Annotated in this window: 13 protein-coding genes and 1 tRNA gene; 2 read left to right on the top strand and 12 right to left on the bottom strand. The window is 64.9% G+C overall.

Going from position 1 to position 23285, the window contains the following annotated elements; genetic code table 11:
- Positions 1-328: 328 nt before the first annotated feature.
- From JS541_RS10545 to JS541_RS15020, 3 genes are read right to left on the bottom strand one after another with little or no spacing between them, the layout of a single operon-like run.
- Entirely contained in the window at positions 329-4372 is a 4044-nt protein-coding gene (locus JS541_RS10545; protein WP_214374459.1) for a murein biosynthesis integral membrane protein MurJ, read from the bottom strand.
- Positions 4369-6663: a DUF6049 family protein gene (locus JS541_RS10540; protein WP_217625376.1), complete on the bottom strand. Its 2295-nt coding sequence runs from the start codon at positions 6661-6663 to the stop codon at positions 4369-4371. Before JS541_RS10540 ends, JS541_RS10545 begins: the two co-directional genes overlap by 4 nt.
- Before the next feature lies 1 nt (position 6664).
- Complete coding sequence (locus JS541_RS15020; RefSeq protein WP_214374457.1) at positions 6665-7438, bottom strand: NUDIX hydrolase; 774 nt, start codon at positions 7436-7438, stop codon at positions 6665-6667.
- Between the two features lie 86 nt (positions 7439-7524).
- Here JS541_RS15020 and JS541_RS10530 point away from each other — a divergent pair, with 86 nt between their 5' ends.
- On the top strand, positions 7525-8943 hold the full coding sequence (locus JS541_RS10530; protein ID WP_214374455.1) for a CCA tRNA nucleotidyltransferase: 1419 nt from the start codon (positions 7525-7527) through the stop codon (positions 8941-8943).
- Positions 8944-9025: 82 nt separating this feature from the next.
- Here the strand turns inward: JS541_RS10530 and JS541_RS10525 are convergent, their stop codons facing one another.
- From JS541_RS10525 to JS541_RS10490, 8 genes are all read right to left on the bottom strand, one after another.
- The gene (locus JS541_RS10525) at positions 9026-9718 is read right to left on the bottom strand and encodes a LytR C-terminal domain-containing protein (RefSeq protein WP_214374453.1); all 693 of its coding nucleotides are present in this window, start codon (positions 9716-9718) and stop codon (positions 9026-9028) included.
- Positions 9719-9749: 31 nt separating this feature from the next.
- The gene (locus JS541_RS10520; RefSeq protein ID WP_214374451.1) at positions 9750-10652 is read right to left on the bottom strand and encodes a 4-(cytidine 5'-diphospho)-2-C-methyl-D-erythritol kinase; all 903 of its coding nucleotides are present in this window, start codon (positions 10650-10652) and stop codon (positions 9750-9752) included.
- Positions 10649-11530, bottom strand: coding sequence for a 16S rRNA (adenine(1518)-N(6)/adenine(1519)-N(6))-dimethyltransferase RsmA (gene rsmA / locus JS541_RS10515; RefSeq protein ID WP_214374484.1), 882 nt, complete (start codon positions 11528-11530; stop codon positions 10649-10651). The genes JS541_RS10520 and rsmA overlap by 4 nt, the downstream gene beginning before the upstream one ends.
- Positions 11531-11553: 23 nt before the next feature.
- The gene (locus JS541_RS14870) at positions 11554-13446 is read right to left on the bottom strand and encodes a ubiquitin-like domain-containing protein (protein ID WP_240539328.1); all 1893 of its coding nucleotides are present in this window, start codon (positions 13444-13446) and stop codon (positions 11554-11556) included.
- Positions 13447-14272: 826 nt separating this feature from the next.
- Positions 14273-14346 (bottom strand) — tRNA-Thr (locus tag JS541_RS10505).
- 229 nt (positions 14347-14575) lie between these two features.
- Positions 14576-15565 (bottom strand): thioredoxin domain-containing protein, encoded by a 990-nt coding sequence (locus JS541_RS10500; protein WP_214374450.1) that lies wholly within the window; start codon positions 15563-15565, stop codon positions 14576-14578.
- Positions 15566-15777: 212 nt separating this feature from the next.
- The gene (locus JS541_RS10495; protein ID WP_214374483.1) at positions 15778-18114 is read right to left on the bottom strand and encodes a serine/threonine-protein kinase; all 2337 of its coding nucleotides are present in this window, start codon (positions 18112-18114) and stop codon (positions 15778-15780) included.
- Between the two features lie 127 nt (positions 18115-18241).
- The gene (locus JS541_RS10490) at positions 18242-19639 is read right to left on the bottom strand and encodes an ATP-binding protein (protein ID WP_236036919.1); all 1398 of its coding nucleotides are present in this window, start codon (positions 19637-19639) and stop codon (positions 18242-18244) included.
- Positions 19640-19871: 232 nt separating this feature from the next.
- On the opposite strand from JS541_RS10490, the gene JS541_RS10485 reads away from it, so the two are divergent.
- Positions 19872-20726 (top strand): alpha/beta hydrolase-fold protein, encoded by an 855-nt coding sequence (locus JS541_RS10485; protein WP_236036918.1) that lies wholly within the window; start codon positions 19872-19874, stop codon positions 20724-20726.
- 149 nt (positions 20727-20875) lie between these two features.
- Here JS541_RS10485 and JS541_RS10480 read toward each other — a convergent pair whose 3' ends face one another.
- Complete coding sequence (locus JS541_RS10480; RefSeq protein ID WP_214374449.1) at positions 20876-22951, bottom strand: cation:proton antiporter; 2076 nt, start codon at positions 22949-22951, stop codon at positions 20876-20878.
- Positions 22952-23285: the final 334 nt, after the last annotated feature.

Here is a 23285-nt window from a genome sequence, read left to right as displayed (position 1 = left end):
TAAGCCCGGAAGGGATAGGCTGTATGCCCGGGAGAAGGGTTGTGCCCGGGAAGGTGGATAACAACAGCCGGGGCGGCAGGCGGCACAAGGAATGGGGGTGACTCAACCCCGACCCATAACCTGTGGAGGAAGGAACGGCCGGCTATCACCCCAACAACGAATAAGCCCGGCTGCGGGGCCGGGCTTATTCTCAGAGAGGAGAAGGAAGAAAGGAAGTTCAGTTGTCGCGGTCTTTCAACCGCTGACTACGATATAACCACCTGATTCCTGACGCTTCGTGTGTTCTTCCTGAGTGTTGTCTGGGAATCGCGGCGCAAGGCCGCACCGCCTAGAACAGCTCGACCTTCTGGATGTAGAGCTGTCCGTTCGGCAGTCCGTCCATCGGCACCCAGATCATCACGTCCTGCGTGGTGACCACGGAGTTGAACTTGACCTCGGTGGTGCCGCCCTCCGCGAACGTGAAGTCCGCGACCTGCTTGCCTTTGGTCGGATCGTCCGTGGTGCCGGTGCGCACGTACGCCTTGCCGCCCGACGTGCTGATCGTGATCTTGAGACGGTACACCTTCGTCGCTTCGTTCAGGTGTAGATGGTACGCGAAACCGCTCTGGCCGGCCGGGCTCGACAGGAACGACTGGCTTGCGATCGTGACCGGGGTGTCGTTGTGGTACTTCGGATCCGGAACCTTCTTCGCCTCCTTGTCGGCGGTGACGACCTTGGATTTGCCGGACGAGGACGACGACTTGTCGGACGAGCTGCTCGACGAGTTATTCGAGCTACTCGAGCCGTTCGAAGAATTGTCGGACGAATCGGAATCGTCCGATCCCGAAACCTCGCCGTTCGTCGTGTTGCCGAACGGCACGTCGTTGAGGTTGTCCTTCCACGGATCGGCCTGCGAGGACGAACCGCCGCCCACGTTGCCGGTCGCCGCGTTGTTGAGCGCGCGCACCGCGAAATAGCCAGCGCCGACGACCACCGCGATGCCGACCAGCACCGTGATGATCTTGGTCGGCAGACCGATCATGAGCGTCTCGTCGGCCACGTCGGCGTTCAGCGCGGCGTTGGCGATCTTGTCGGGTCGGGTCACAGCGGTCTTGACCGTGATCGGAGGCATCGCGACCGTCTCGTTCGGATCGGGGGCCGTGTTCTTGACCGGGTCGATGACCTGCGTGGCCTCGAGGGCCGGGTCGGCGACCGGCGGCGGCGCGACCGGCGGCGCGACGGCCGCGGGCAGCGTCTGCGTCGCCTCGATATCGTCGGCCTTGGCCGCGGCTCCGGCTCCGGCGGCCGCAGTCGGGGAGCCCGCCACGATCGGGTTGAGCGGCAGCGTCGGCCGCGACACCGCGTCGGAGACAGGGAACGAGTATCCCGGCACGTTCTGCACGGCCGGAGCCGCGGGCGGGTTCGGGATCGCGTCGTTGTGGCGCACGGACGAGACGTTCAGCGGCACGGTCGGCAGCGCCGCGCCATTGCCGTCGGTGTGCTGCCCGTCGAACGCGGAGAACAGATCGCCGGTCAGCGGCGTCACGTCGACCACGTCGTCGGAGGTCAGCGCGGACGCGTACTTCGGCGTATTGAGCGACAGCGGCGGCAGCGGGTTCGTGTTGACCATGCCGGCCGGAATCTCCATCAGCGCATCCTGCGGGGTCGGGTTGATCGCGGCGAGCATGATCGACGCGGTGCCGGCGATGCTCGGCAGCGCGATGTCGTGCTCCATCAGCTGGTTGAGCGGATACCACGCGCCCAGCAGCGCATCGATTTCAGCCAGCGACGACATCGGCGCGTTGAACGTGCCGTTATCGCCGTGCAGGCCGAGTCCGCGGCGGCAGATCAGCTTGAATTCGCCCGGAATGTCGTCGTTCAGGCGGGACATGTCGTATTCGGTGTGCGCGTTCGACGGCGTGCCGTTGAGCAGCGAGTACAGCAGCGCCGCGAGTTGGCGCACCGCGCGTTCCTCGTCGCCCGTCGAATCGTCGGTCCTGCCGGAAACGTCCTGCAGCATCATGCTCACTGGAATGTCGGCCAGCTGCACGCCGGCCGCACTGATGCGCACGGTGTCGGTGCTGATCGCATGGTCGACCACGCCGCGCGCGAGCAGCGTGCGCACGATCAACGTGGTCTCGCCGAGGATCGATCGGATTGCGGCGTAGCTCAGGATCTTGCGTGCCGGGCCGCGCAGATAGTCGCTCAGCGACAGTCCGGCGTCCTCGCGGGTGACGATGATCGGCAGTTCGCCGCTGTGATGCAGCTGAAGCACCTGCGTGAGCCGCTGATCGTGCATGGACGCAAGGATCGACGTGACGTCGTTGACCTGCGTGACGACGCGGCGGTCGGTGATGACGAACACCTGGCAGTCCTGCGCGAGCATGCGATCGTTCGCTTTCCATGCCTGCAGGCCGGGGGTGTTACGCAACGGTGATACCAGCGTGTATCGATTGATGATGGTATCTCCCAGTTGAGGCTTCATTCCGACTCCATATTGCGAAGATGATTCTGACGAGGGTTTCGGTGTCATTCTAATCGTCGGTGTGGTCGAGGCCATCGGCTGTGCGGACGATTGCGCGGGCTTCGATTCGCGCGTCTGCGCCGGCGGCGCGGGCGGCACATCAGCCGCTGCGGTAGCGGCCGGCTCGGGGTCTGCGGGGGCGACCGGCCGCCGCGTGAGCCGCGACTTCACCATGTCGACCGCCATCATCAGTTCGCGCGACCGCAGCAGCCACAGCACGCCGACATACACGACCGTGATCACGATCGTCAGCAGCACGCACGCGCCGATCGCCTGGAACCAGTTCATGTTCATGGCCTGCGCGGCCGTAATCGGACGGCCATGACCGGCCGCTCCCGCATCGGGCGATCCCGCCGCCGCGGCGTCCTGCGGCGACCAGACGCCCAGCAGCGAGTACACCGGATCGCGCGCCAGCAATCCCACGATCACCGCGGCCGCGCCGGCCACCAGCGACTGCCCGTACGACCACGCGATGCGCCGGCCGTCCAGTCGGCCCTCGAACCGCGCGCGCAACGGCGGGATCAGGAACGGGAACGCGACCAGATGGCCGAGCGCGGAGCCCGCGCCCACCAGCATCACCCACTGCGTCGGCGGGGTGACGCGGCTCAGGCCGAACACCGATCCGATGAACAGCACGTTGAACAGCAGCATGAACAGGAACGGGTTGCGGCCGTCCTCGAACGAGTAGAACGTGCGCTGGATGACCAGATACGCGCTTGAGATCGGCAGGCCGAGACCGAGCGTCATCAGCGGCGCGGCGATGAGCGTCGCCTCGTGCATGCTCACGGACGGCAGCAGCGCGATGATGATCGGTACCGGCATCACGATGAACGCGGCGGTGAAGAACATCATAAGCACGCCCATGCTGCGCAGCGACAGGCTGAGCGTCGAGCGCGCGCCGTCGATGTCGTGGTCGGCGATCGCGCGCGAGATGCGCGGGAACAGGGCGGTCGCGACCGATACGGCGATGAGCGAATACGGCAGCATGTACAGCGTGAACGCGTTCTGATACGTCGCGTTGCCGGCGACCTCGACCATGTCCAGACCGAGACGCGCGTGCGCGGCTCCCGGCGCGGACGTGGTGATGCGCGTGGCGAGCAGGCTCGCGACCTGGTCGACGACGACGATCGCGACGCTCCAGCCGGCCACCGAGCCCATCGACCGCAGGCCGATGCCGTGCAGACCCCAGCGCGGCCGGTACCGGATGCCGCATTTCGTGAGCGGCACGAACAGGATCAGCGCCTGGAACGCCACACCCAGCGTCCACGTTCCGGCCGTGAGCATCAGCTTGTCGCCGGTCCAGAACCCCATCGGCTGTTCGGTGGCGCGGCCGAACAGCAGGATGAACGCGGTGAATCCCGCGCAGCTGATCACGTTCGCACCCACCGAACTCCACGCGTACGCGCCGAAATGATCCTTGGCCGCCAGCACCTGGCCAAGCACCGTGTACAGGCCGTAGAAGAAGATCTGCGGCATGCACCACAAGGTGAACGCGTTGGTCAGTGCAAGCATCTCCGGGGTGCCGTCGACGTACAGCATGGTCAGCAGCGGCGTGGCCGCGGCCATGACGACCGTCATGAGTGCCAGCAGCGAGATTGCCAACGTAATCAGCTTGTTCAGCCGCTCCTCAGCGTCATCCTGCTGCAGCGTGCGCACGATCTGCGGCACGAGCACCGCGTTGAAGATGCCGCCGGAAACCAGCGCGAACACGGCCTGAGGGATCATCGCGCCGGCCTGATACGCGTTCGCCGCAAGGCCGGTCGTGCCGAGTGCGGCGGCCAGCAGGATCGTGCGCACCTGACCGGTCACGCGGGAGGCCGCCGTGCCGGCAGCCATGATCAACGAGTTGCGGCCAAGTGATGAACTCATTCGTCGGGATCCTTCTTGCGGTTGAACTGACGCCACAGGCCGAGCAGGCCGAGCACGATGGCGAAGCCGATGATCACGAAGCCGCTCATGTCGCTGATGCGCAGCACGCTGGTGATGCTGGTGGACTGCGCGGCGCCGAACGGATGGCCGTCGCGATCCTGCAGACTGATGGTGGCCGTGGCCTTGCCGGACGTGGCTACGCGGATGGTGAACGTGACCTGCGATTCGCCGTGCGCGGGCACGTTGGTCTCGGCGATGCGCGAGGTGACGATTTCCGGCGAATCGGTGAGCGACGAGACCTTCACGTGCACCGGATACGGATGCTGGTTGCTGATGGTGACCATCATCTTCGCGGTTTCGCTCACCACCGTCACCGATTCGGACGGGGCGATCGAGACGCCGTTGAGCAGTTGCGTGGACAGGCTGACCGCACCGGTGGCCATGTGCTCGGCCGTGGCGGTGTGCCCGGACAGCGCGTGCAAGGCGAACGTCGACTGCGCGTCCAGCAGCGTGGTTGCCCAGTTCTTCGCGTCGTCGCTGTCGGGGTCGAGCACGGAGGAGCCGAACTGGGAGACGTTGCTGCGGCTTGCGGTCAGCGACGCCAACGTTTGCTGGAATTGCTGCGACTGCGTATCGGTGAGCGCGACGCTGTCCTGGACGAGCTGCAGCGCGTCGTCCCCGCTGGCGTACGCGTCGGCGTCGCTGAGCGTGTTCAGATCGGTCAGATTCAGCCACGGCGACTGTTCGACGGCGCTCATCAGCGCGTCGATCATGGCCGCGTCGGTGCCGGTGCCGAAGCAGACCAGCAGGTTGCGGCTGGTGTACGGCTGTTCCATCTGGTAGAACGCGCTCTGCGCGACGAAGCGCGCGAGCCGTCCGGCCGCGCTCGTCTCGCTGTCGGCGGTGTCGCTGGTCGCCTTGCCCTGCGCCAGCCGGCTCAGCTCGCGCTGCTCGGTGAGCACGGTCACCTCGCCCGCGTCGGTCGGCACCACGATCTTGCCGGTGTGCACGGTCGAGTCGTCGCTGGCGTCGAACTCGTGGTCGGCGATCACGGTCGAATATCCCTGCCGTTTCGCCTCGGCCAACGATTGCAGCGACCAGACGGCCTTGCCCTGCCACGCGTACGTGTCGCGCGTCGCGTTCTGGTCGCCGATCGCCGAACGGTAGTCGGCCAGCGCGGCGTCCGCGTTCCATGCCGACGATTCCACGCCGGCCTCGCGGTAGGCGTCCGCGTCGCCGTACGCGCTGTACGAGGAGATGTCGAATCCGGCCGGCTGCATGATGCCGCTGACCTGCGGCGGCATGGACAGCGCGTTGAGCGTCGTCGGGTCGGCGATGACCTGCAGCGCCGGATGCTTGGATACGGCCTGCAACCGTGTGCGTTCGAGCTGCGCGTCGTCGCCGAGCGTGACCACCTGGCCCGCGTCCGCGGACGCGTTGGACGGGGTGCCGGATGCGCTGCCGGACGTGGCGTTGGACGAGCCGGTGCTTGCGCCGCCGGACGAGCTGCTGGATGCGCCATCGGATGTGTTGCCGGACGATTCGCCGGACGAGGAAGTGCCGTTGTCGCCGGCATTGTTGCCGCCGTTCGCGAGGCCGGAAGGCTGGCCGTTGACCAGTTTGGTGACGGCCGTTTCGTCCGCCTGCCATGCGGTCGACGAGATCGGCAGCACGATCGTCATGTTCATGGCCGGCGTGCTCGCGATGTTCAGCCCGTCCGTCGAACGGGTCAGAAAGCTGTGCGTTACCCGTTCGATCTGGCCGTCCACCGCATACGTGAGCGCCAGCGGCTTCGGTCCCCACGAGACGATCTGCTTGAGGTCGTCCTGGTCGACGTTGACCGTTACGCTCGTCGATGCTCCCGGCGCGAGTTCGGCCACGTCCGCGGTGCCGAGCACGTCCATTGCGGGGATGGGCGTCGTGCCTTCCGCCCACTGCTGGATGTCGGTGCGCGAGAAGAACGTGAACCGCGCGTTGACGGTCAGCGTGAGCGTGCCGGCCGGCAGCGTGTCGGCGGTCGGGTTGGCGATCGTGGCTTTGAGATGGTAGCCGGAGGATGCGGTGACGACAGCCGTGGCCGAGTCGATCGTGATGGTCGGTTTGGTCGCGGCGTCCGTCGTCTCGCTGGTGCTGGTGTCGGCCGTGCTGGTGTCGGCCGATCCGTCGCCGTCCTCGGCCAGCGCGATTCGCGCGGGCACGGCGAAGCATACGGCCAGACTCATCACAACGACCAGCAATGCGGTTAGGGCACGGTTCACAGCGCGTCGTGCCGAAGCTGCGGGAAGGTTCACGTCATGCCTGCCTGTTCAGTTTCCTGGCATAGAGCCAGGCGATCTTGCGCTCATTAGGATAGCTGAGCACGCCGTCCAGATCGTCGAAATCGACCCAGATGGCGTCCTCGGCCTCATGATCGGGGTCGCCCTCAACGGTCAGCTCGCCGCCGACCTGTTTGAGCGCGAAATGATGCACGAGCTTGTGCACACGTTGGCTGGTTCCGGTGAACCAGTAGTCGATCGTCGCGATCGAATCGACCACCTCGCCCAGGATGCCCGTCTCCTCGTGCACCTCGCGCACGGCCGTCTGCTGTGGGGTCTCGCCTTTTTCGATATGGCCCTTCGGCAGACACCATTCCAGATGCCCGCTACGCGAATGCCGCGCGATGATCGCGACGCGGCCACGCTCGTCGAACACGAGCCCGCCCGCAGAATACTCGCGCACGACCGGCAGTTCCTGCGCGTCCAGAGATGCGAACGTTGTCGGGCCGTCCGACGAGCGACGCTGCGGCATGTTCGCCGGCGACGGCCTCGACGGCGTGACCTCGACGGCGATCTCCGCGTCGCTGGCGTCGCCGGTCAGCGTGCCCGGCGTGTCGGAATCGGCCGGATCCGACGGTTTGATCGTCGCCCGCACCCGGATGGTCGTGGATTCGAATTCCCCCGATTCCGCGTCATCCGTGCGCGCGGCGGAGGTCGTGGAGTACATCAACTTGTCCGGCGCCAACGGATCCAGGGCATGACGAAGCGACGCATGGTCGAGCATGCGTGCGAGGTCCGCTGGCGTAATCATGCTAACCACCTTACTCATACTTTGCGCAGGTGGGGTAACGCTATGCTGAGAAGAACAAAAGTTCCCCAAGTTGCGAAAGGGTGCGCGTGAATTTCGAAGTATGGCCCGAGGCCATCGAATTAGGCCGTTTGTTCGCCGAACAGGGCTATGAGCTGGCGCTGGTGGGCGGTCCGGTCCGTGACCTGCTGCTGCGCCGCAAGTCTCACGATCTGGATTTCTGCTCGTCGGCGCGTCCCGAGCAGTTCGAGCCGATCCTGCGGCGGTGGGGACGTGACGGCTTCTGGGATATGGGCCGCAAGTTCGGCACGCTCGGCGCGATGCGCCGCCGTCCCGACGGCACCGAAGTGCAGGTCGAGGTCACCACATACCGGTCGGACGTCTACGATCCGGACTCGCGCAAGCCCGAAGTCAACTACGGCGACTCGCTCGAAGGCGACCTGTCGCGCCGCGACTTCACCGTCAACGCGATGGCCCTGCGCGTTCCCGATCTCGAATTCGTCGACCCGTTCGGCGGCGCGAACGACCTCGCCAAAGGCGTGCTGCGCACCCCGGTCGACCCGCGCCAGTCGTTCGACGACGACCCGCTGCGCATGATGCGCGCCGTGCGGTTCGTGGCCCAGCTCGGCTTCTCGATCGAACCGGAGACGGCCGCGGCGATCACAGACATGGTCGACCGCATCGAGATCGTCTCGGCCGAACGCGTACGCGACGAACTCGTCAAACTGCTGCTGTCTGACCGTCCGCGCGCCGGCATTGAGGCGCTCGTCGAATCCGGACTCGCGGACATCGTCTTCCCGGAGATCCCTGCGCTGCAGCTGGAAATCGACGAACACCACCGTCACAAGGACGTGTTCGAGCACACGATGATCGTGCTCGACCGCGCGGTGGCGCTCGAGACCGGCGACGACGGCCCGGTGCCGCGGCCGGATCTCACGCTGCGCCTCGCCGCGCTCATGCACGACATCGGTAAGCCGAAGACGCGCAAGTTCGAGCCCGGTGGCAAGGTCAGCTTCCACCACCACGACGCGGTCGGCGCGAAGATGACGCGCAAGCGGCTGCGCGCACTGCACTTCGACCACCACATCGTCGAGGACGTGAGCGAGCTCGTGAACCTGCACCTGCGTTTCCACGGGTACGTGGACGAGCCGTGGACCGACTCGGCCGTGCGCCGCTACGTCAAGGACGCCGGCCACCTGTACGAGCGGCTCAACCGGCTCACGCGCGCCGACGCGACCACGCAGAACAAGCGCAAGGCGATGATCTTCTCGTCCGCGATGGACGAGATGGAGGACCGCGTGCGCGAGCTTAAGAAGAAAGAGGACTTCGACGCGATCCGGCCGGACATCGACGGCAACGAGATCATGTCGCTGCTCGGCCTGGAACCCGGGCCGATGGTCGGCCGCGCCTACAAGCACATGCTTGAATACCGTCTCGATAACGGCCCGGTCGAGCACGATGTGGCCGTGGCGGAGCTCAAGCGCTGGTACGCCGAAGCGGCAAACTGACCCGCAATGCGGAAAGGGTCGCACGAACGGGATTGTTCGTGCGACCCTTTCCGTCGAGGGGAGGCCGGATGACCTGCTGCCGTCACTGGGTGGCGGACTGGTCGGTGCTGATCGGCTCCACCGGATCGTGTTCGATCGCCTTGGGCAGGTTCGTGATCTTGTCGGCCGCCACGCAACCTGCAAAGCTCGTGATCTCCGTATCCGAACTCGGCACGTCCTTCTGGTCGATCAGATCGTTGAACGTCGCGCCCAGCACCACGTCGACGAGCATGTCGGTGCGGTCGTCCATGATCATCACCGCATCGTTGAAGTTCGCGTTCACCGTGTACGCCTCGGGAATCGCGTTCTTGCCGAAATAGATCGTCGTGCGCTCGACCGAGGTGTTGTAGACCGCATTGCCCTTCTTGTCGGTGCCGGTCTGCCAGTTGCCGGTCTGCACGTTCGGGAAGTTGCGGTTCGTGCCCAGCTCCTCGGCCACGGCGCGTGCGAAGCCGGCGAACTGTGTACCGTTGATCACGCGCACGCTGATCTTGTTGTTGTCCACGTACTTCACCGGATTGCCGTCCGAGTCCTTGGGCACGCACGGCACGGTCACGCCATAGTTCGGCTTCGTGGCGGCCGTCTTGATGCTGCCCAGCCCGAACACGTGGAAATAGAACAGAAGCGAGATCACCAGCGCCGCCGCCAGGGCCGTGACGGCGATACTGAACACCGTGCCCTGACGCTTGCGCATGTAGGCCTTACGGGCCTGCCGCTCGTCGTAATGTTCGCTCATGACCTTGCCCTCCGAATCGACTGGTTCAACATTAGCGGCACTCGCTGACGCGCGGGACTGCCGGGGCATCGGCCGCGATGATGCGGTCCACGCAGCGCGACGACGTCCAGTTGTCGCGTACGTTCGCAGCGGTTTCATTGTCCGGTACGAACGCGATGACGGACGGTCCGGAACCGGAGACGAACGCCTGCCGCGCGCCCGCGGCAAGGGCCTGTTCGATCGCCTCGCCGCTGCGCGGATGCAGCGAGATGGCCGCATGCTGCAGGTGATTCGCATCCGTCTCGCCGTTGCGGTCGACGCCTGCGCCGACGAGATCGTACTGCCGGTAGACGGCCGGCGTGCTGAGCGCATCGTGATACGCGCCGATCAGCAGCGCATCGCAGTATCCGGCCTGTCTGAGATCGTTCGCAGCGCGGCTATCGTTGTCAATCGGTTCGATCTGTTCGCCGAAACCGGTGCCGTGCGCGTACCCGCCGCTCAGGCAGAACGGCATGTCCGCGCCGAGCGTCGCCGCTATTGCGCGCAGCCGTTCGATCGGCCAGTCGAGATTCCACAGCCGGTTCAGACCGAGCAGCGTGCCGGCGGCGTCGGCCGAACCGCCGCCCAGACCGGCCGCGACGGGGATGCGTTTGTCGAGTCGGATCGCCACGTCGGGGGAGCGGCCGCTTGCCTCGGCCAGCGCGAACAGGGCGAGGACGGCGTGATTGCGGCGCATGTCGCTCGCCGTGGACGCGAGGTCGCCCAAATGGCCGCCCGCAAGGTCAAGGGAGAAACCCGCGCCGGGTTCCTTATCGGTGAGGGTGACGGTATCGTAGACGCCCACGCCGCAGTAGATCGTGTCGAGCGCGTGCCGGCCGCTCCATTCGGCGCGGGGCGCGCCCACGTGCAGCGTGAGATTGGTCTTCGCCGGCACGTCCACGATGACCGATGTCATGACCGCACCTCCGCCGCAAGGCGCGCGAAATCGGCGACGGTGAGCGTCTCGCCGCGGCGGGTCGGGTCGATGCCGGCCTTGGCGAACGCCTCGTCCGGCACCTCGTGCTTGAGTGCCGCGTGCAGCGTCTTGCGGCGCTGGCTGAACGCGGCGTCGATCAGACGGAACGTCGTCTCGCGGTCCGCGCCGCCGGACAGGTCGGCCTGCTCCTGCGGCGTGTGACGGTCGAAGCGCACGAGCGCGGAATCCACGTTCGGCGCCGGCCAGAACACGTTGCGGCCGATATTGCCCACGCGCCGCGCGGTGCCGTACCACGCCAGCTTCACGCTCGGCGTGCCGTAGATCTTGTTGCCGGGCGTCGCCGCGAGCCGGTCGGCGACCTCCTTCTGCACCATCACGAGGAACGAACCGAGGTTCTCGAACCGTTCGAGCAGCGTCAGGATGATCGGCGTGGCCACGTTGTACGGCAGGTTCGCGACGAGTGTGAACGAGTCGTTGTCGTTGAAATCCGGCACGTTTTCGGGCGTGACGGTGAGCGCGTCGCGGTTGACGACGCGGAACCGGTCGACCGCGTCCGGCATGAACTCCGCGATCGTGCGTGGCAACCGCTCGGCCACCGGCGGATCGATCTCGATCGCCGTCATGCGTGCTCCGGTCTCGAGAATCGCCAGCGTGAGCGACCCCAGGCCGGGACCGACCTCCATCACATGCGTGTCGGCGGTCACGTCGGCCTCGCGCACGATGCGGCGCACCGTGCCCGGGTCGATCACGAAGTTCTGGCCGAACTTCTTCGTCGGGCTGATGCCCGCGTCGGCCGCGATGCGGCGGATGTCCGCCGCGCCCAGCAGACGGCCCTGCTGTTCCTGTTCCTCGCCCATGTGCTCCCTCTCTGGTTCCGTCATCAGTACCAACCTACTTCCTGGAAGTACTTCCATGCCTTCGCTGGCGTGCCGTATCGTTGCGCGATGTAGTACAGGCCCCAGTCGATCTGGACGGCCGCGTCGTTCTTCCAGTCCGAGCCGAACGCCGCCATCTTGTTGCCGGGCAGCGCCTGCGGGATGCCGTAGGCGTGCGTCCACGAGTTCTCGGCGTTCCAGCGCCAGCTCGATTCGCGCGTCCACAGTTTGACGAGCGCCGTCCACTCGTCGCCCGTCCAGCCGCGTTGCGCGGCGGCGCCGGCTGCGTACGTCTGCGCTTGGGCGACGGTCGGGCGCCACAGGCGGGCGGTGGATTCGGAGTCGGTGGAGCTGCCGGAGCTGTTCGAATTGCCGGACGAGCTGCCGGAGGAGTTGCCGGAACCTGAACTGCCCGAGGAGTTGCTCGAGGAGTTGCCGGAACCTGTGTTGTTCGATCCAGAGTTATCCGATCCGGAACCCGTATTGTTCGAGTTATTGGAGTTTCCGGAGTTGCCCGATCCGGCGGAACCATTGGAGTTCCCGCTTGAACCATTGCCGGTGGTGCCCGATCCGGAACTGTTGCCGTTCGAGTTGCCGGAACCGTCATTGCCCGATCCGCCGCCGGAGCTTGACCCGGAACCGCCGGTTCCCGTACCGCCCGAATGCTGTCCGGAACCGTTGCCGGATGCCGAGTCGCCTGCGATGCTGCCCTGCGTATTGCCCGACGTGCCGGAATCCGTGCTATCGTTCGCGTCGTTCTTGCCGGAGGTTCCCGAGTTATTGCCGGAACCACTACCCGAATTGTTGGAGGTGCCGCCCGAGGTACTCCCGGAAGAGGTGCCCGAGTTGCCGGTTGCGCCGCCGTTCGTGTCACCGGCGTCCTGCTTCGAGTCGCTGCCGGCCGAATCGGTCGAGTCCTGTGACGACTCCGACTTGCTATCGTTCGCGGTGCCGTTGCCGCTTGTGCTATCGTTCGCAGCGTCGCCGCTTGTGTCGGCGTCACCTGAATCGCTCGTATCGCTGCCGGACCCGTCGGACTGCGTCTTCTCCGGACCGACCGCGACGATCGTGTCGATCGCGATCTTCTCCGTCGTAGACGAGACGAGCGTTTCCGATTCGGCCACGCCGTCCACATACGTCACGTCGAACACCTGCCGTGTCGCACCATCTTCGCCCTGCTGGCGGATCTCGGTCTGCCCGGGCTCCAGCGCGGGGTCGAGTATCGTCTGTGTGCCGTGCGGCACTGCGATCGTGCGCGTCTCCTGCTGATGCGTGATCCGCTGCACGCGCAGGATCGTCTCGTCGCCGTCCTTCTCGACGCTGATGCGGTCGTTCTTGCCCACGGTGATGCCCTTGGAATCGAGTATCGAGGCGGCCGGAAGCTTGCCGTTCGGCGCCTGCGAACGCTTGCCGTCGGCGATGACCGTGACCGGTCCGCACTCGTTGATCACCAGTCCTCCGGTCAGTCTGTTGTATACGTTGTCAATATTGACCGTGACCTTGGCCGCAGCGGCCTCGTTCTGCTCGAAGAAACTGAGCAGCTGCTCCGCGCTGGTTGCGGTCGTCCAGAACGGCACCTTCTGCCCGTCGATCGTGATCGTCGTCTGATATGCGCTGCGCACCGTGACGACCGAGCGGTCGGTGAGCCGGTCGCCGCCCGCGCTCGACTCCACCAGATCGTGCGTCTTGACCGTGATGCCCTGCGATTCGAGCAGCCGCTGCGCGCTCATTGCATACGTGGTCACGGTGGTCGTCTCGCCGTCGACGGTGATCGCCACGGTCTTGCGCGCGGTGAACAGGAACATGCCGACCGATACGGCCGTCACGATAAGGGCGCACGCGGCGACGCGAATACGACGCAACATCACCATCCGTTGCGGGGTCCAGCGTCTGGCCATCGGCTCCTCGTTTCTGTTGACGACTACGTGACGCATTGTATCGGTTCCGTCCGAACGGCGGCCGAAAACCGCCCCGCCGTCACCCATACCCGCACATTTGACGCCCCCGTTGATTCCGTCGCCTCCACCTCCCGGGCATACGGCCGCTGTTGCGTCCCGTACCGGCCGTATGCCCGGGAGGTGGAGGCAACGGATGGGGTTGGTCCCGGGCTTACGGCCGTTTGCGCCCTCCAAACCGGCTGTATGCCCGGGATTGGTGTTGGCGGATGGGGTTGGTCCCGGGCTTACTGCCGGTTTGCATGCCCAAACCGGCAGTAAGCCCGGGAACCATGCCACTCGGGGGTGTCGTCCCGTTGCCGTCATGGTTTCTTCCCGGGCTTACGCCCGTTTGCCTGCCCCAAACCGGCCGTATGCCCGGGAGGCCGGCGGTGCGCGGTTTTCTGTCCCGGGCTTACGGTCGTTTGCATCCCCCAAACCGGCCGTATGCCCGGGAACCATGACCGGTCCAGGGGGTGTCGTCCCGTTGCCGTCGCGGTTTCTTCCCGGGCTTACGGCCGGTTTAGGGGTAGGAGACGGCCGTAAGCCCGGGAGCGGGTGACTGGCTGAGAGACCGGGAGGGCGTCAAAGGTAAAGAAAAAAGGGGGCGGGAGAGAAGGGGAAGTTCCCGCCCCCCTATACATGGGCAGAGCCGGTTGGGGGAACGCCCTGCCCTTTTCACCAGGAAGCCACAAGTTGGGGGAAGGCTCCTGGGATCACTTACACGGGGTAAGTCTGGTCGCAGAAATCTGCTGGTATCTGTAATTATATACCGCGCTTGCGCGCGACGAGCCTCCTGTCGGGATCGAACCGACGACCTGCCGCTTACAAGGCGGCCGCTCTGGCCATCTGAGCTAAGGAGGCGTGAGCCGAAACACCGACGAACTTGTCGGCGAGCAACTCGAACCGAATGACTAGCATACCAGCACGTCCCGAATGTTCAATTCGTGACGTGTCTCGATATGCGAGTGGCGGTTCGCTCTCGCTGAGCGAGTCTCAGCGAGAGAAAACCGCCACTCGGGACCGCGGCAGGACCGTGTTGGAACTGCCAGGGCCGCGCCGGCACGATCATGCGTTCACGCGCCGCTACCGGTCACTCGCCGGTGGTCAGCGAGATCGGCTTGTCGCTCGAGCCGATCGACGGCAGCGTGCCTTCCGTGCCGATCTTGCTGCTGTCGAGGCCGATCGCCGCGGCGAATCCGTCGGTGATGCCCATCTTGGCCGTGCTCAGCTGGGTCGTATCCCAGCGTGTGCCGTTGATCGTGATCGTCGGCGTGGTGAACTGGCCCTGGTACGTGCCGGAGGAATGCTGCAGTTCGGTGCGCTTCGGCGTATACACGTTCATCGCGTCGAGCCAGTCCTGATAGTCGCGTCCATACGCCTTGTCGGCCACGGCTTGCGAGACACCGGCCTTGACGGCCTGTTCCTTGAGCTTGTCGTCGCTCACCGACTGGTAGTTCTGGGTGCCTTCCTCCGGCTGGAAATCCTCGGCGTACAGATTCGAGACATAGGTGAGCAGATGATCGGGATCGTCGTCGTGATCCGCGATGTACAGTGCGGAGTTCGCGGCGCGGCTCGAGTAGTCATCGGTCGAGTACGAATCCATGAACGACAGGAAGTGCAGTTCGAGATTGATCTGGCCGGCGTTGACCATCTTGATCAGCGTCGGATCGAGTTCGCGGTTCACCTGGCCGCAGCCCGGGCAGATGAAGTCCATGTAGATACCGATCGTCGGCGCACCGTCCACGGACTTGCCGTAGCCGTCCTTCGACAGCAGTATGCCGCCCTTCTCGTCGGCGCGCTCCGGCTTGGTCGATGCCTTCTGCACGGCCGAATACGCGTCGCTGATCGACATGTTCGCCTTCGCGTTTTCCTCGGCAGTCTTGCTCACCGAGCGCCAGATCGCGAATCCGCCGACCGCCACCAGCACCACGACGATGGCCACCGCGATGATGCCGATGATCGTCTGCTGCCTGCGTTCCTTTTCGGCCTTCTCCGCGGCCACGCGCGCGGCGGCTTCCTCTGCGGCCCGGCGCTGCGCACGGGTTTGCTGCTTCGCCGCTCGTTTTTGATTCTGTGCCATGAATACAGTCCTTTCGCCCTGCAACCTCGCCCATAATAACCGATGCCGACCGCGATTCCGTCGGTTTTCTCCCTGCTCGACGCTCTCGGCGGAACTGTTTCACACAGTGTTCATCAAGCAGGGTCGGCGCGGGGAATACGGGGTGAAGCGGGGGAGGCTGCCGGCACATGTGGAATGTCGGGCGCGGTGGGTGTACGAACGGCGTCGCGATTTCAGAGCAGGGACGTAGACAGTGCGCCGATCAACGGCCACCAGTCGATCGTGTTACCGAACAGCAGCGGGAGCGTTGCCGCGAACGTAAGCATGGCCCAGATCGCCAGCGATATCATGCCGCGGTGATTGGTCGGGCGACCGTCCGTTGCGCCGTATTCGTTGGTTCCCGGGTTCGCGAGCGACGGTGACGGTCCGCGCAGTGCGCCGCAGCCAATGCGCAGCATCGCGCCGCGCGATGCGAACGTTGACAGTATCCAGCCGACCGCCGCGCCCGCGCCCAGCGTGAGCCCGGACAGGGACATGCATGTGTCGTCGAGCAGGGGGATGGTCAGCATCCGGTCAGCGATGTAATAGGTCACGTGGGTCACCGGCAAGCTCAGCGCGAACGTTGCCGCCACTGCCATCGCTGTCATGATCGCGCAGATCGCCAACGTATGCGGCACACTTGCAGCCAGTGCCTTGAGTAGGTGCCATGGCAGACTCGCCGTGCGCTTGACCCCGTCGAACCGTTGGCGCTCGCCGCCGTGGCGGGTCTCGCGTTCGAGCTGCGATTCGGTGGAATAGCCGATCGTCAGCAGCAGCCATAGGGCACCACTGGCCGCGCAGACCGCGACACCTGGCATGCTGGCGGCCAGTATGGCCAGCGGGATCGTGAGCAGCCACAGCGGCAACAGGCCGCGCGTCAGATAGTCGGCGCGTTTCATGTCGGGGGTGACGAATGCCAGCTGCGGGAACGATTGCGCGTAGGGAAGCACCGGTGGCGGCGGGGTCGGCTGTGCGGCGGCGACCTCCTGCAGGAATGGCGGGATCGAGCCGGGCTGCGGTTCGACTGCGGCCGGCAGCGGCGGAATCGGGCTGATCTGCGCGGGGTCGGGCGAGGGCACGGCCTGCGTGGGTAGGGCTGTGGTGGTGCCCGACAGGACCGACGTTGGCACGGCTTCGCCGGACGATGCAGCCATGTTCGGCAGGACGGCAGTGGCGTATGCCGCATCGTTCGGCGGGACTGTCGTTTCGGACGGTGTTTCACGTGGAACAGCCGTGGCGGGCGCGGGGATGTCGTGCGGCAGCACTGTGGTGGCCGAGGCTGCTACGGCGGGTAGATTCGGGAGAACGGCGGTGGGGGATGGAGCGTCGTTGGGCATGACGGAGGTCTCCTGCGTCCCCTCGGTCTGCTGTGCGGACGGCTTCCCCTGAGGGAGAAGCGAGGGGGCCGGCTGCTCTTCGGTATACGGCGGTGCAGAAGACGCCGGTTGCTCCCCGGATCCTGCGGACGGGATGCGCGCCGGCTGGAATCCGGCTGATGCCGAAATGCCGTCGGTCAGGAAAGACGGTTCGTCGCGCCAAAGCAGTCGCGGGTTGCTCGCGACCGCGCCGTCAAAAGGGCGCACCACCTCGGTCGAGTCACTCGCGTCGGCTGTTTCGCTTGCGTCGAGGGCTGTCTGCGCGGCAGGCGCCGCGTCCTGCCATGCGCGCGGATTGAGTGCGTCCAGCGCGATGGCGTGCAGGAGCTGATCCGGCGTGCAGCGTTTGTTGCGGTCGGGGTTCAATGCGGCTCGGAAGGCCGCCATCGTGCCCGCCGGCAGGCCGGTCAGGTTCGCGTTGCCCGCGGCCGCGCGTTCGAGAACGGCCATCATCGGCTTGGTGCCGAACACCGGTTCGCCGGTCGCGGCGAACGCCAATACCGAGGCGACCGACCACCAGTCCGTCATCGCATCTGATTCCGCCCCGTCGATGATCTCCGGCGCGATGAATCCCGGCGTTCCCATCACCAGCCCGGTGCGGGTCACGTGGCTTTCGCCTCCGGTCATCGCGATGCCGAAATCGACCAGCACCGGACCCGCGGCCGACACCATCACATTGGTCGGCTTGATGTCGCGGTGCACGATCCCCGCGTCATGCACGGCCTTCACGGCCGCGATCAGCTTGCGCGCGAGCCGTTCCAGATCGTCGCCCGTATACCGTCCGTTGATGCGCACATCCTCGCGCAGGTTCTTGCCTTCGATCAGTTCGGTCACGATGAACGCGACCGAATCGTCCAGCTCCATGTCGACGATCCCGCACACGCCGGGATGATCGACCTTCTTCAGTGCCATTGCCTCGCGGCGCAAACGTTCGCGTGCGGTCACCCGTTCGCGAACGCTGTCATCGTTTTCATCATCCGTCGTATCGGTGAGCGAATCGCGCAGGATCTTCATCGCGTATTCCTGACCGCCGTCGTCGCGCACGCGCCAGACCGACCCCATCGCGCCCGCCCCCAGGCGCGACACCAGCGTGTACCCGCCGATCAGATCTCCGGGCTGCAAATTCAACGCGCTCAAATCGCTCATGCCCACCATCCTAGCCAACCGCCCGTTCGACCGGCATCATATGCTGCACGCCGGCAGAAAATCGCTCCTCCCACAAGTTCTCGCCGGTCGCATATGGTCTCGATGTGATCGCTGCCGGCGTGACTTCCGTGGAGGCTTACCGAAGCAATGCCCATTTCCACGTCGGCGTCACATGAATCGTGCCGGCCTCCGTATGAATCGCCTCCTCGTCGTGCAATGTCAGAATCATGCCGGAATCAAGTCCGGTGCGTCTCATCACCGCGCTCAGTGAGCCGATTTCACGGGATCGGGTCTTCTCGGCCGTCATGTACGCGGCGACCTGAACCAGCTCATACGGTTCGGCAGCCAGCGCGTCGCCGATAAGAAAATCAACTTTTTCCTGTCGTTCGTCGGGCACGGTGTACGAGGTCACCGCTTCCGTCCTCCGTCCGATGGTCCGTCTCCGCAATTCACAGAACACGGCCGTTTCCAGTCGTTTGCCGAGATCCTGCTGATTGGCTCGCGACACGGCGTATGCCATGCCCTGATCGACCGCGTAGATCTTGGGCACGCTGGTGCTGTTCGGCTTGAATGATGTGCGGTATTCGGGCAGTTCGTGGATCAGATACGCCTGTTTGAACAAAGTCAACAGCGTATTGACTTTGTCCCAGTACACCTTCCAGCCGTTGGCCTTGAGCGCTGCGACCAGCGAGTTCACCGATAGCTCACATGCCGTGTTGCGTAGCAGATATAGTGCGGTCTGCGTCGCCATCGCGATGTTCTCGCGGCCGAACCGTTCCGCGACGTCCCGTGCGACCACGTCGCGCATGTAGCCCTGCAGCATCTCGATGCGATCCGGTTCGTCAAGCCGCTGCACGCCGGGGAATCCGCCGGTGATCAGGTATCGTTCGTATGCGCTTTCGAAGTCGGTGATTTCTTGCGGTGAGAACACGTCTGCGGTATTGGCAGAGGGGGCGCCGGTCGCCGCATCATCTCGTTCCGGCACGGCGATGCCGTGGAACAGGCAGTACTCGCGGAACGATAGCGGTGCCATCTCGTGAGGGTGCGATCGGCCGCGGAAGTTCGTCGCGATTTCGTCGCTGGACAGCTTCGACGATGATCCGGTGATGACCAGTGTGACTTTCTCGTGTTCGGCGATCCGCTGGCAGAATCCCTGCCAGTTTGCACATTCCTGCACTTCGTCGAGAAACAGGTACGTTCCGTCCCGCCGGGCGTCGGGAACCTGCCGCCAGTATTCGTTGACGATGTCGTCCAGCACGGTGTCCGGCATCGGCAGCAGACGGTCGTCGGCGAAGTTGAAGTACAGGATATGGTCGCGCGGAACGCCGGAATCCAGCAGATCGCGGATTTTCTGGAACAGGTAGAACGTTTTGCCGCAGCGGCGGATGCCGGTGATGATGTGCACGATGTTGAATGCGGCCGGCTCGTCGAGTGTGCGGATGATGTCGTCGCGGCGGAACGGGGTTGGGAAGTCGAATCGCATCGACTCGCGCACCAGCATTGCGTATGATTCTCGCGGGTTGTCGGGGACCATGGTTCGCGCCTCCCTCGGCTGTGTTGCTGACTGCTTCTATGATATATCTTCTCAAAAATTTTGAGAAGATATGGGAAAACTTCTCAAAATTTTTGAGAAGTGCGCGGCAGTGTTGATGTTGGGTGGTGCTCGGCGCTGCGCGTAGACATGTTGTTGCGTTGCGGAAACACTGCGTGCTGCGTGCGATGATATCGGGATCGCGCCGCGCGGCGCTGCGGTATATTGTGGCGGTATGAGCGAAGATGCGACGAACGGCGGCACGCCCGGCATTCCTGGCGCGTCCGGGAAGCCCGGCACGCCTGACACATCCGGTTTGCCTGATGAACCTGGCGAACGTGCGACAACACCCGACGAGTCCAATGACGTGCGTACCACACCCGATAAGCCGCTGGCGGTGACCTACGTGCGGTATTCGCGCGGGGGCGGCGATGCGATGCCCGGCCGTCCGATGTTCCTGTGCCTGCACGGATGGGGGTCGAACGAAGACGATCTCGCCGATCTGATGCAGTACATCGCGCCGTACAACGACTACGTGTCCCTGCGCGCGCCGATCGTGCTGCAGGAACCGGGCGACGACGGCCGCACGTCCGGAGCCTACTCGTGGTTCGCGTACCAGCGGTCGGCGGCCGGTGCGATCCCCGCCGCGGACGACCTCGACCGTGACGCGTTCGCCGCTGCGCGCGCGATCGACCGGTGGGTCGACGAGCATGTCCCGATCGACCGCGACATCGTGCCGATCGGCTTCTCACAGGGCGGTCTGCTGGCCATCCACCTGCTGCGCATCCATCCCGAACGCTACCGCGCGGCCGTCTCGCTGTCCGGTCCGATCGCGCCCGGCAACGTCCCCGGCACGGCGCCGGCCGACGACCGTCTCGCGGATTTCGATACGCCGGTGTTCTACGTGTACGGCAAGAACGACGCGGTGATTCCCAAATACGAGCTGTTCGCGGCCGCCGCGTGGCTCGAGGAGCACACGTGGCTCACCACGAAAAGCTACCGCGCGCTCGGCCACGAGGTCAGCCTCGAGGAGTTCGCCGACCTGCGTCAGTGGCTGATGCTCAACGGCATCTCCTCCGGCGTGCTGTGATTACCGTTTCATGTCATTTCGAGCGAGGTGAAGCCGAGTCGAGAAATCTTACAGAGCCGTTGACCGGCAAGAGATTTCTCCGCTCGCTACGCTCGGTCGAAATGACGGGTGATGGATGGGATACTCGGTCGAAATGACGGGTGGAAGCGTCAGATGCTCGAATCGGCGTCCACGCTCATCACGTACACGTTGCGGCGCAACGTCTTCGCCTGTGCGCGCGTGATGTCGCCCGCCTCGAACATGTCCTGGATCACGCCCAGCTCGATGCCGTAGCTCTCGCGCTTGACGTCCTCGGCCATTGCGATCGTTTGCGCGCTGCCGCTCATGTTCGGCCGCGCGCGCAGCGCGGATTCGGCGCGACGGTAGTCGAGCAGCAGCATCGTGCAGTGCTCGGTGTTGTACTTGTCTCGCGTCATCTCCTCGTACAGCTGGTCGATCACGTGGTCGAACGCGTCGAGCTGCACCATGCGCGAGTGCGCGAAGATCGCGTCGTCGCTGATCAGCGGCGTCGTGCGGCGGATGCGGCTCGACGTGCGCCGGATCAGCGTGAGCGCGCGACGCTGCAACGCGCGGGCGCGGCCCTTGATCTGCCACATCGCGCGGCCCGACTTGCGGTCGGTGTCGATGTGACGCAGCGAATTCATGATCTGGTCCAGCAATCGTTCGCAAGCCTCGATCTCCAGATCGCGGCTCGCCTGCGTGCCTTCCTTGCTGCGTTTCGTATCGATCAGCCGCTGCTTGACGTAGTCCTTCTCCCAGCCGAGCGCGTCGATCTGCAGCTGCGCGTACCCCTGCGGGTCGAGTTCGCCCGCGCGCTGCTTGAGTCTCGTGATGCGCTTCGTATACGAGTCGATCACCATCAAAATCGCGCGACGATTGTCGTCGGTCACGCGGCCGGTCAGCTCCTCGACCGTGCGCCGCAGCACCTCGATCGTGATCTCGGTCATCTCCAACGACGTGTCCTTCGACCGGTTCGGCGCAAGCAGCGGCAGCAGGAAGTTCGCCAGCAGCAGCGTCACGATGATCACGCCCGACGCGACGAAGATCAGCTCGTCGCGCATCGGGAACCAGTGGCCGTCCTCCAACGCGTATGGGATCGTGAACATCAATGACAACGTAATCGTGCCCTTCGCGCCGCCGAACGTCATCACCGCGGCCGAACGCAGTCGTTCCGGCGTCATCTTGCGCCGCTGGTGCGTGGTCACGTCGCGCGCGAGGCGCAGCATCACGCTCACCCACAGGAACCGCATCACGATCACCACGCAGGACACCAGCAGGATCACGCCGATCAGCAGCGTATTGCTCACGCCCGGATCGTCCCAGCTCGTGCCCATCGCGTCGGGCAACAGCATGCCGAGCAGGATGAACACTGCGCCGTTCAGTGCGAACGATAGCACGCCCCACACGCTGTTCGACACGATGTTCGTGCGCGCCACGTTCGGTCCGATGCCGGTGCGGTCGAAACGGATGAACAGCGCGGACGAGACGACTGCGAGGATGCCCGACACGTGCGCCACGTCCTCGGCCGCCAAGTACAACAGGAACGGCAGGAACAGCTCCATCAGGATGCGCGTGGTGGTCGTCTCCCAGCCGAGCGAGCGGATCGTCTCGAACAGCCAGTTCGCGACCATTCCGATCGCCAGGCCGAACAGTGCGCCGCCGATGAACGACATCACGAACTCGCCCGCGGCCTCGCCGACCTGAAACTTGCCGGTGACCGCGGCGGCGATCGCGAACTGGAAGCCGACGATGCCGGACGCGTCGTTGAACAGGGACTCGCCTTTGAGCACGCCCATCTGACGTCTGGTCAGCGCGGCCTCCTTGCCGAGCGAGCTGACGGCGACCGCGTCGGTCGGGCCGAGAGCCGCGCCGAGCGCAAGGGCCGCGGCCAGCGAGACGGCCGGCCAGATCGCGTGCAGGATCACACCGACGGCGACCATCGTCGCGATCGCCAGACCGATCGCCAATGACAACGATAGCTTGATCGATTTCAGCAGTTCGGACTTGTCGATCTCATGCGCCTCGAGATACAGCAGCGGCGCGATGAACAGCACCATGAACAGTTCCGGGTCGAGTTCGACATCCGGAAAAAACGGCAGCTGCGCGGCGATCGCGCCAAGCACGATCTGCACGAGCGGGGTCGATACCTTCGGGATGAACCGGCTGATGAACGAAGACAGCACGACCGCCGCGATGATGCACAGGATGAGTTCAAAAACCGCCACGTTCTCCTCCTTTTCCCGCGGCTGCCTTTGCCGTGTTCAGCCTACCAGCCCCGCGCTTCGCGACACGTTACGTTTTCGCTGGGCGATTGTGATCGGGAACATGATTGGGTTTACTGGGCGCGAGGGTGGATTGTGTGGGGTGCGGCGATTCTTTGGGGGTGGCCGCATCGACTGGGAATTGCTGCGCTGACGGTTGCTCGGCGCGACTATTTTCGGAAATCAGCGGCTTCGTCCTGAATTTGTTGCGCTGACCGTTTCTGAACGCAACTATTTTCGGACGAAGCCGGTGATTTCCTGAATTTGTTGCGATGAGTCGCGGTAGTCCCCCTTGGTT

Origin of the sequence: Bifidobacterium sp. SO1, assembly GCF_018555335.1 — a bacterium.
Taxonomy (GTDB): Bacteria; Actinomycetota; Actinomycetes; order Actinomycetales; family Bifidobacteriaceae; genus Bifidobacterium; species Bifidobacterium simiiventris.
The sequence above is the reverse complement of the archived record's forward strand: the minus strand, read 5'-3'. Positions and strand labels throughout refer to the sequence as shown.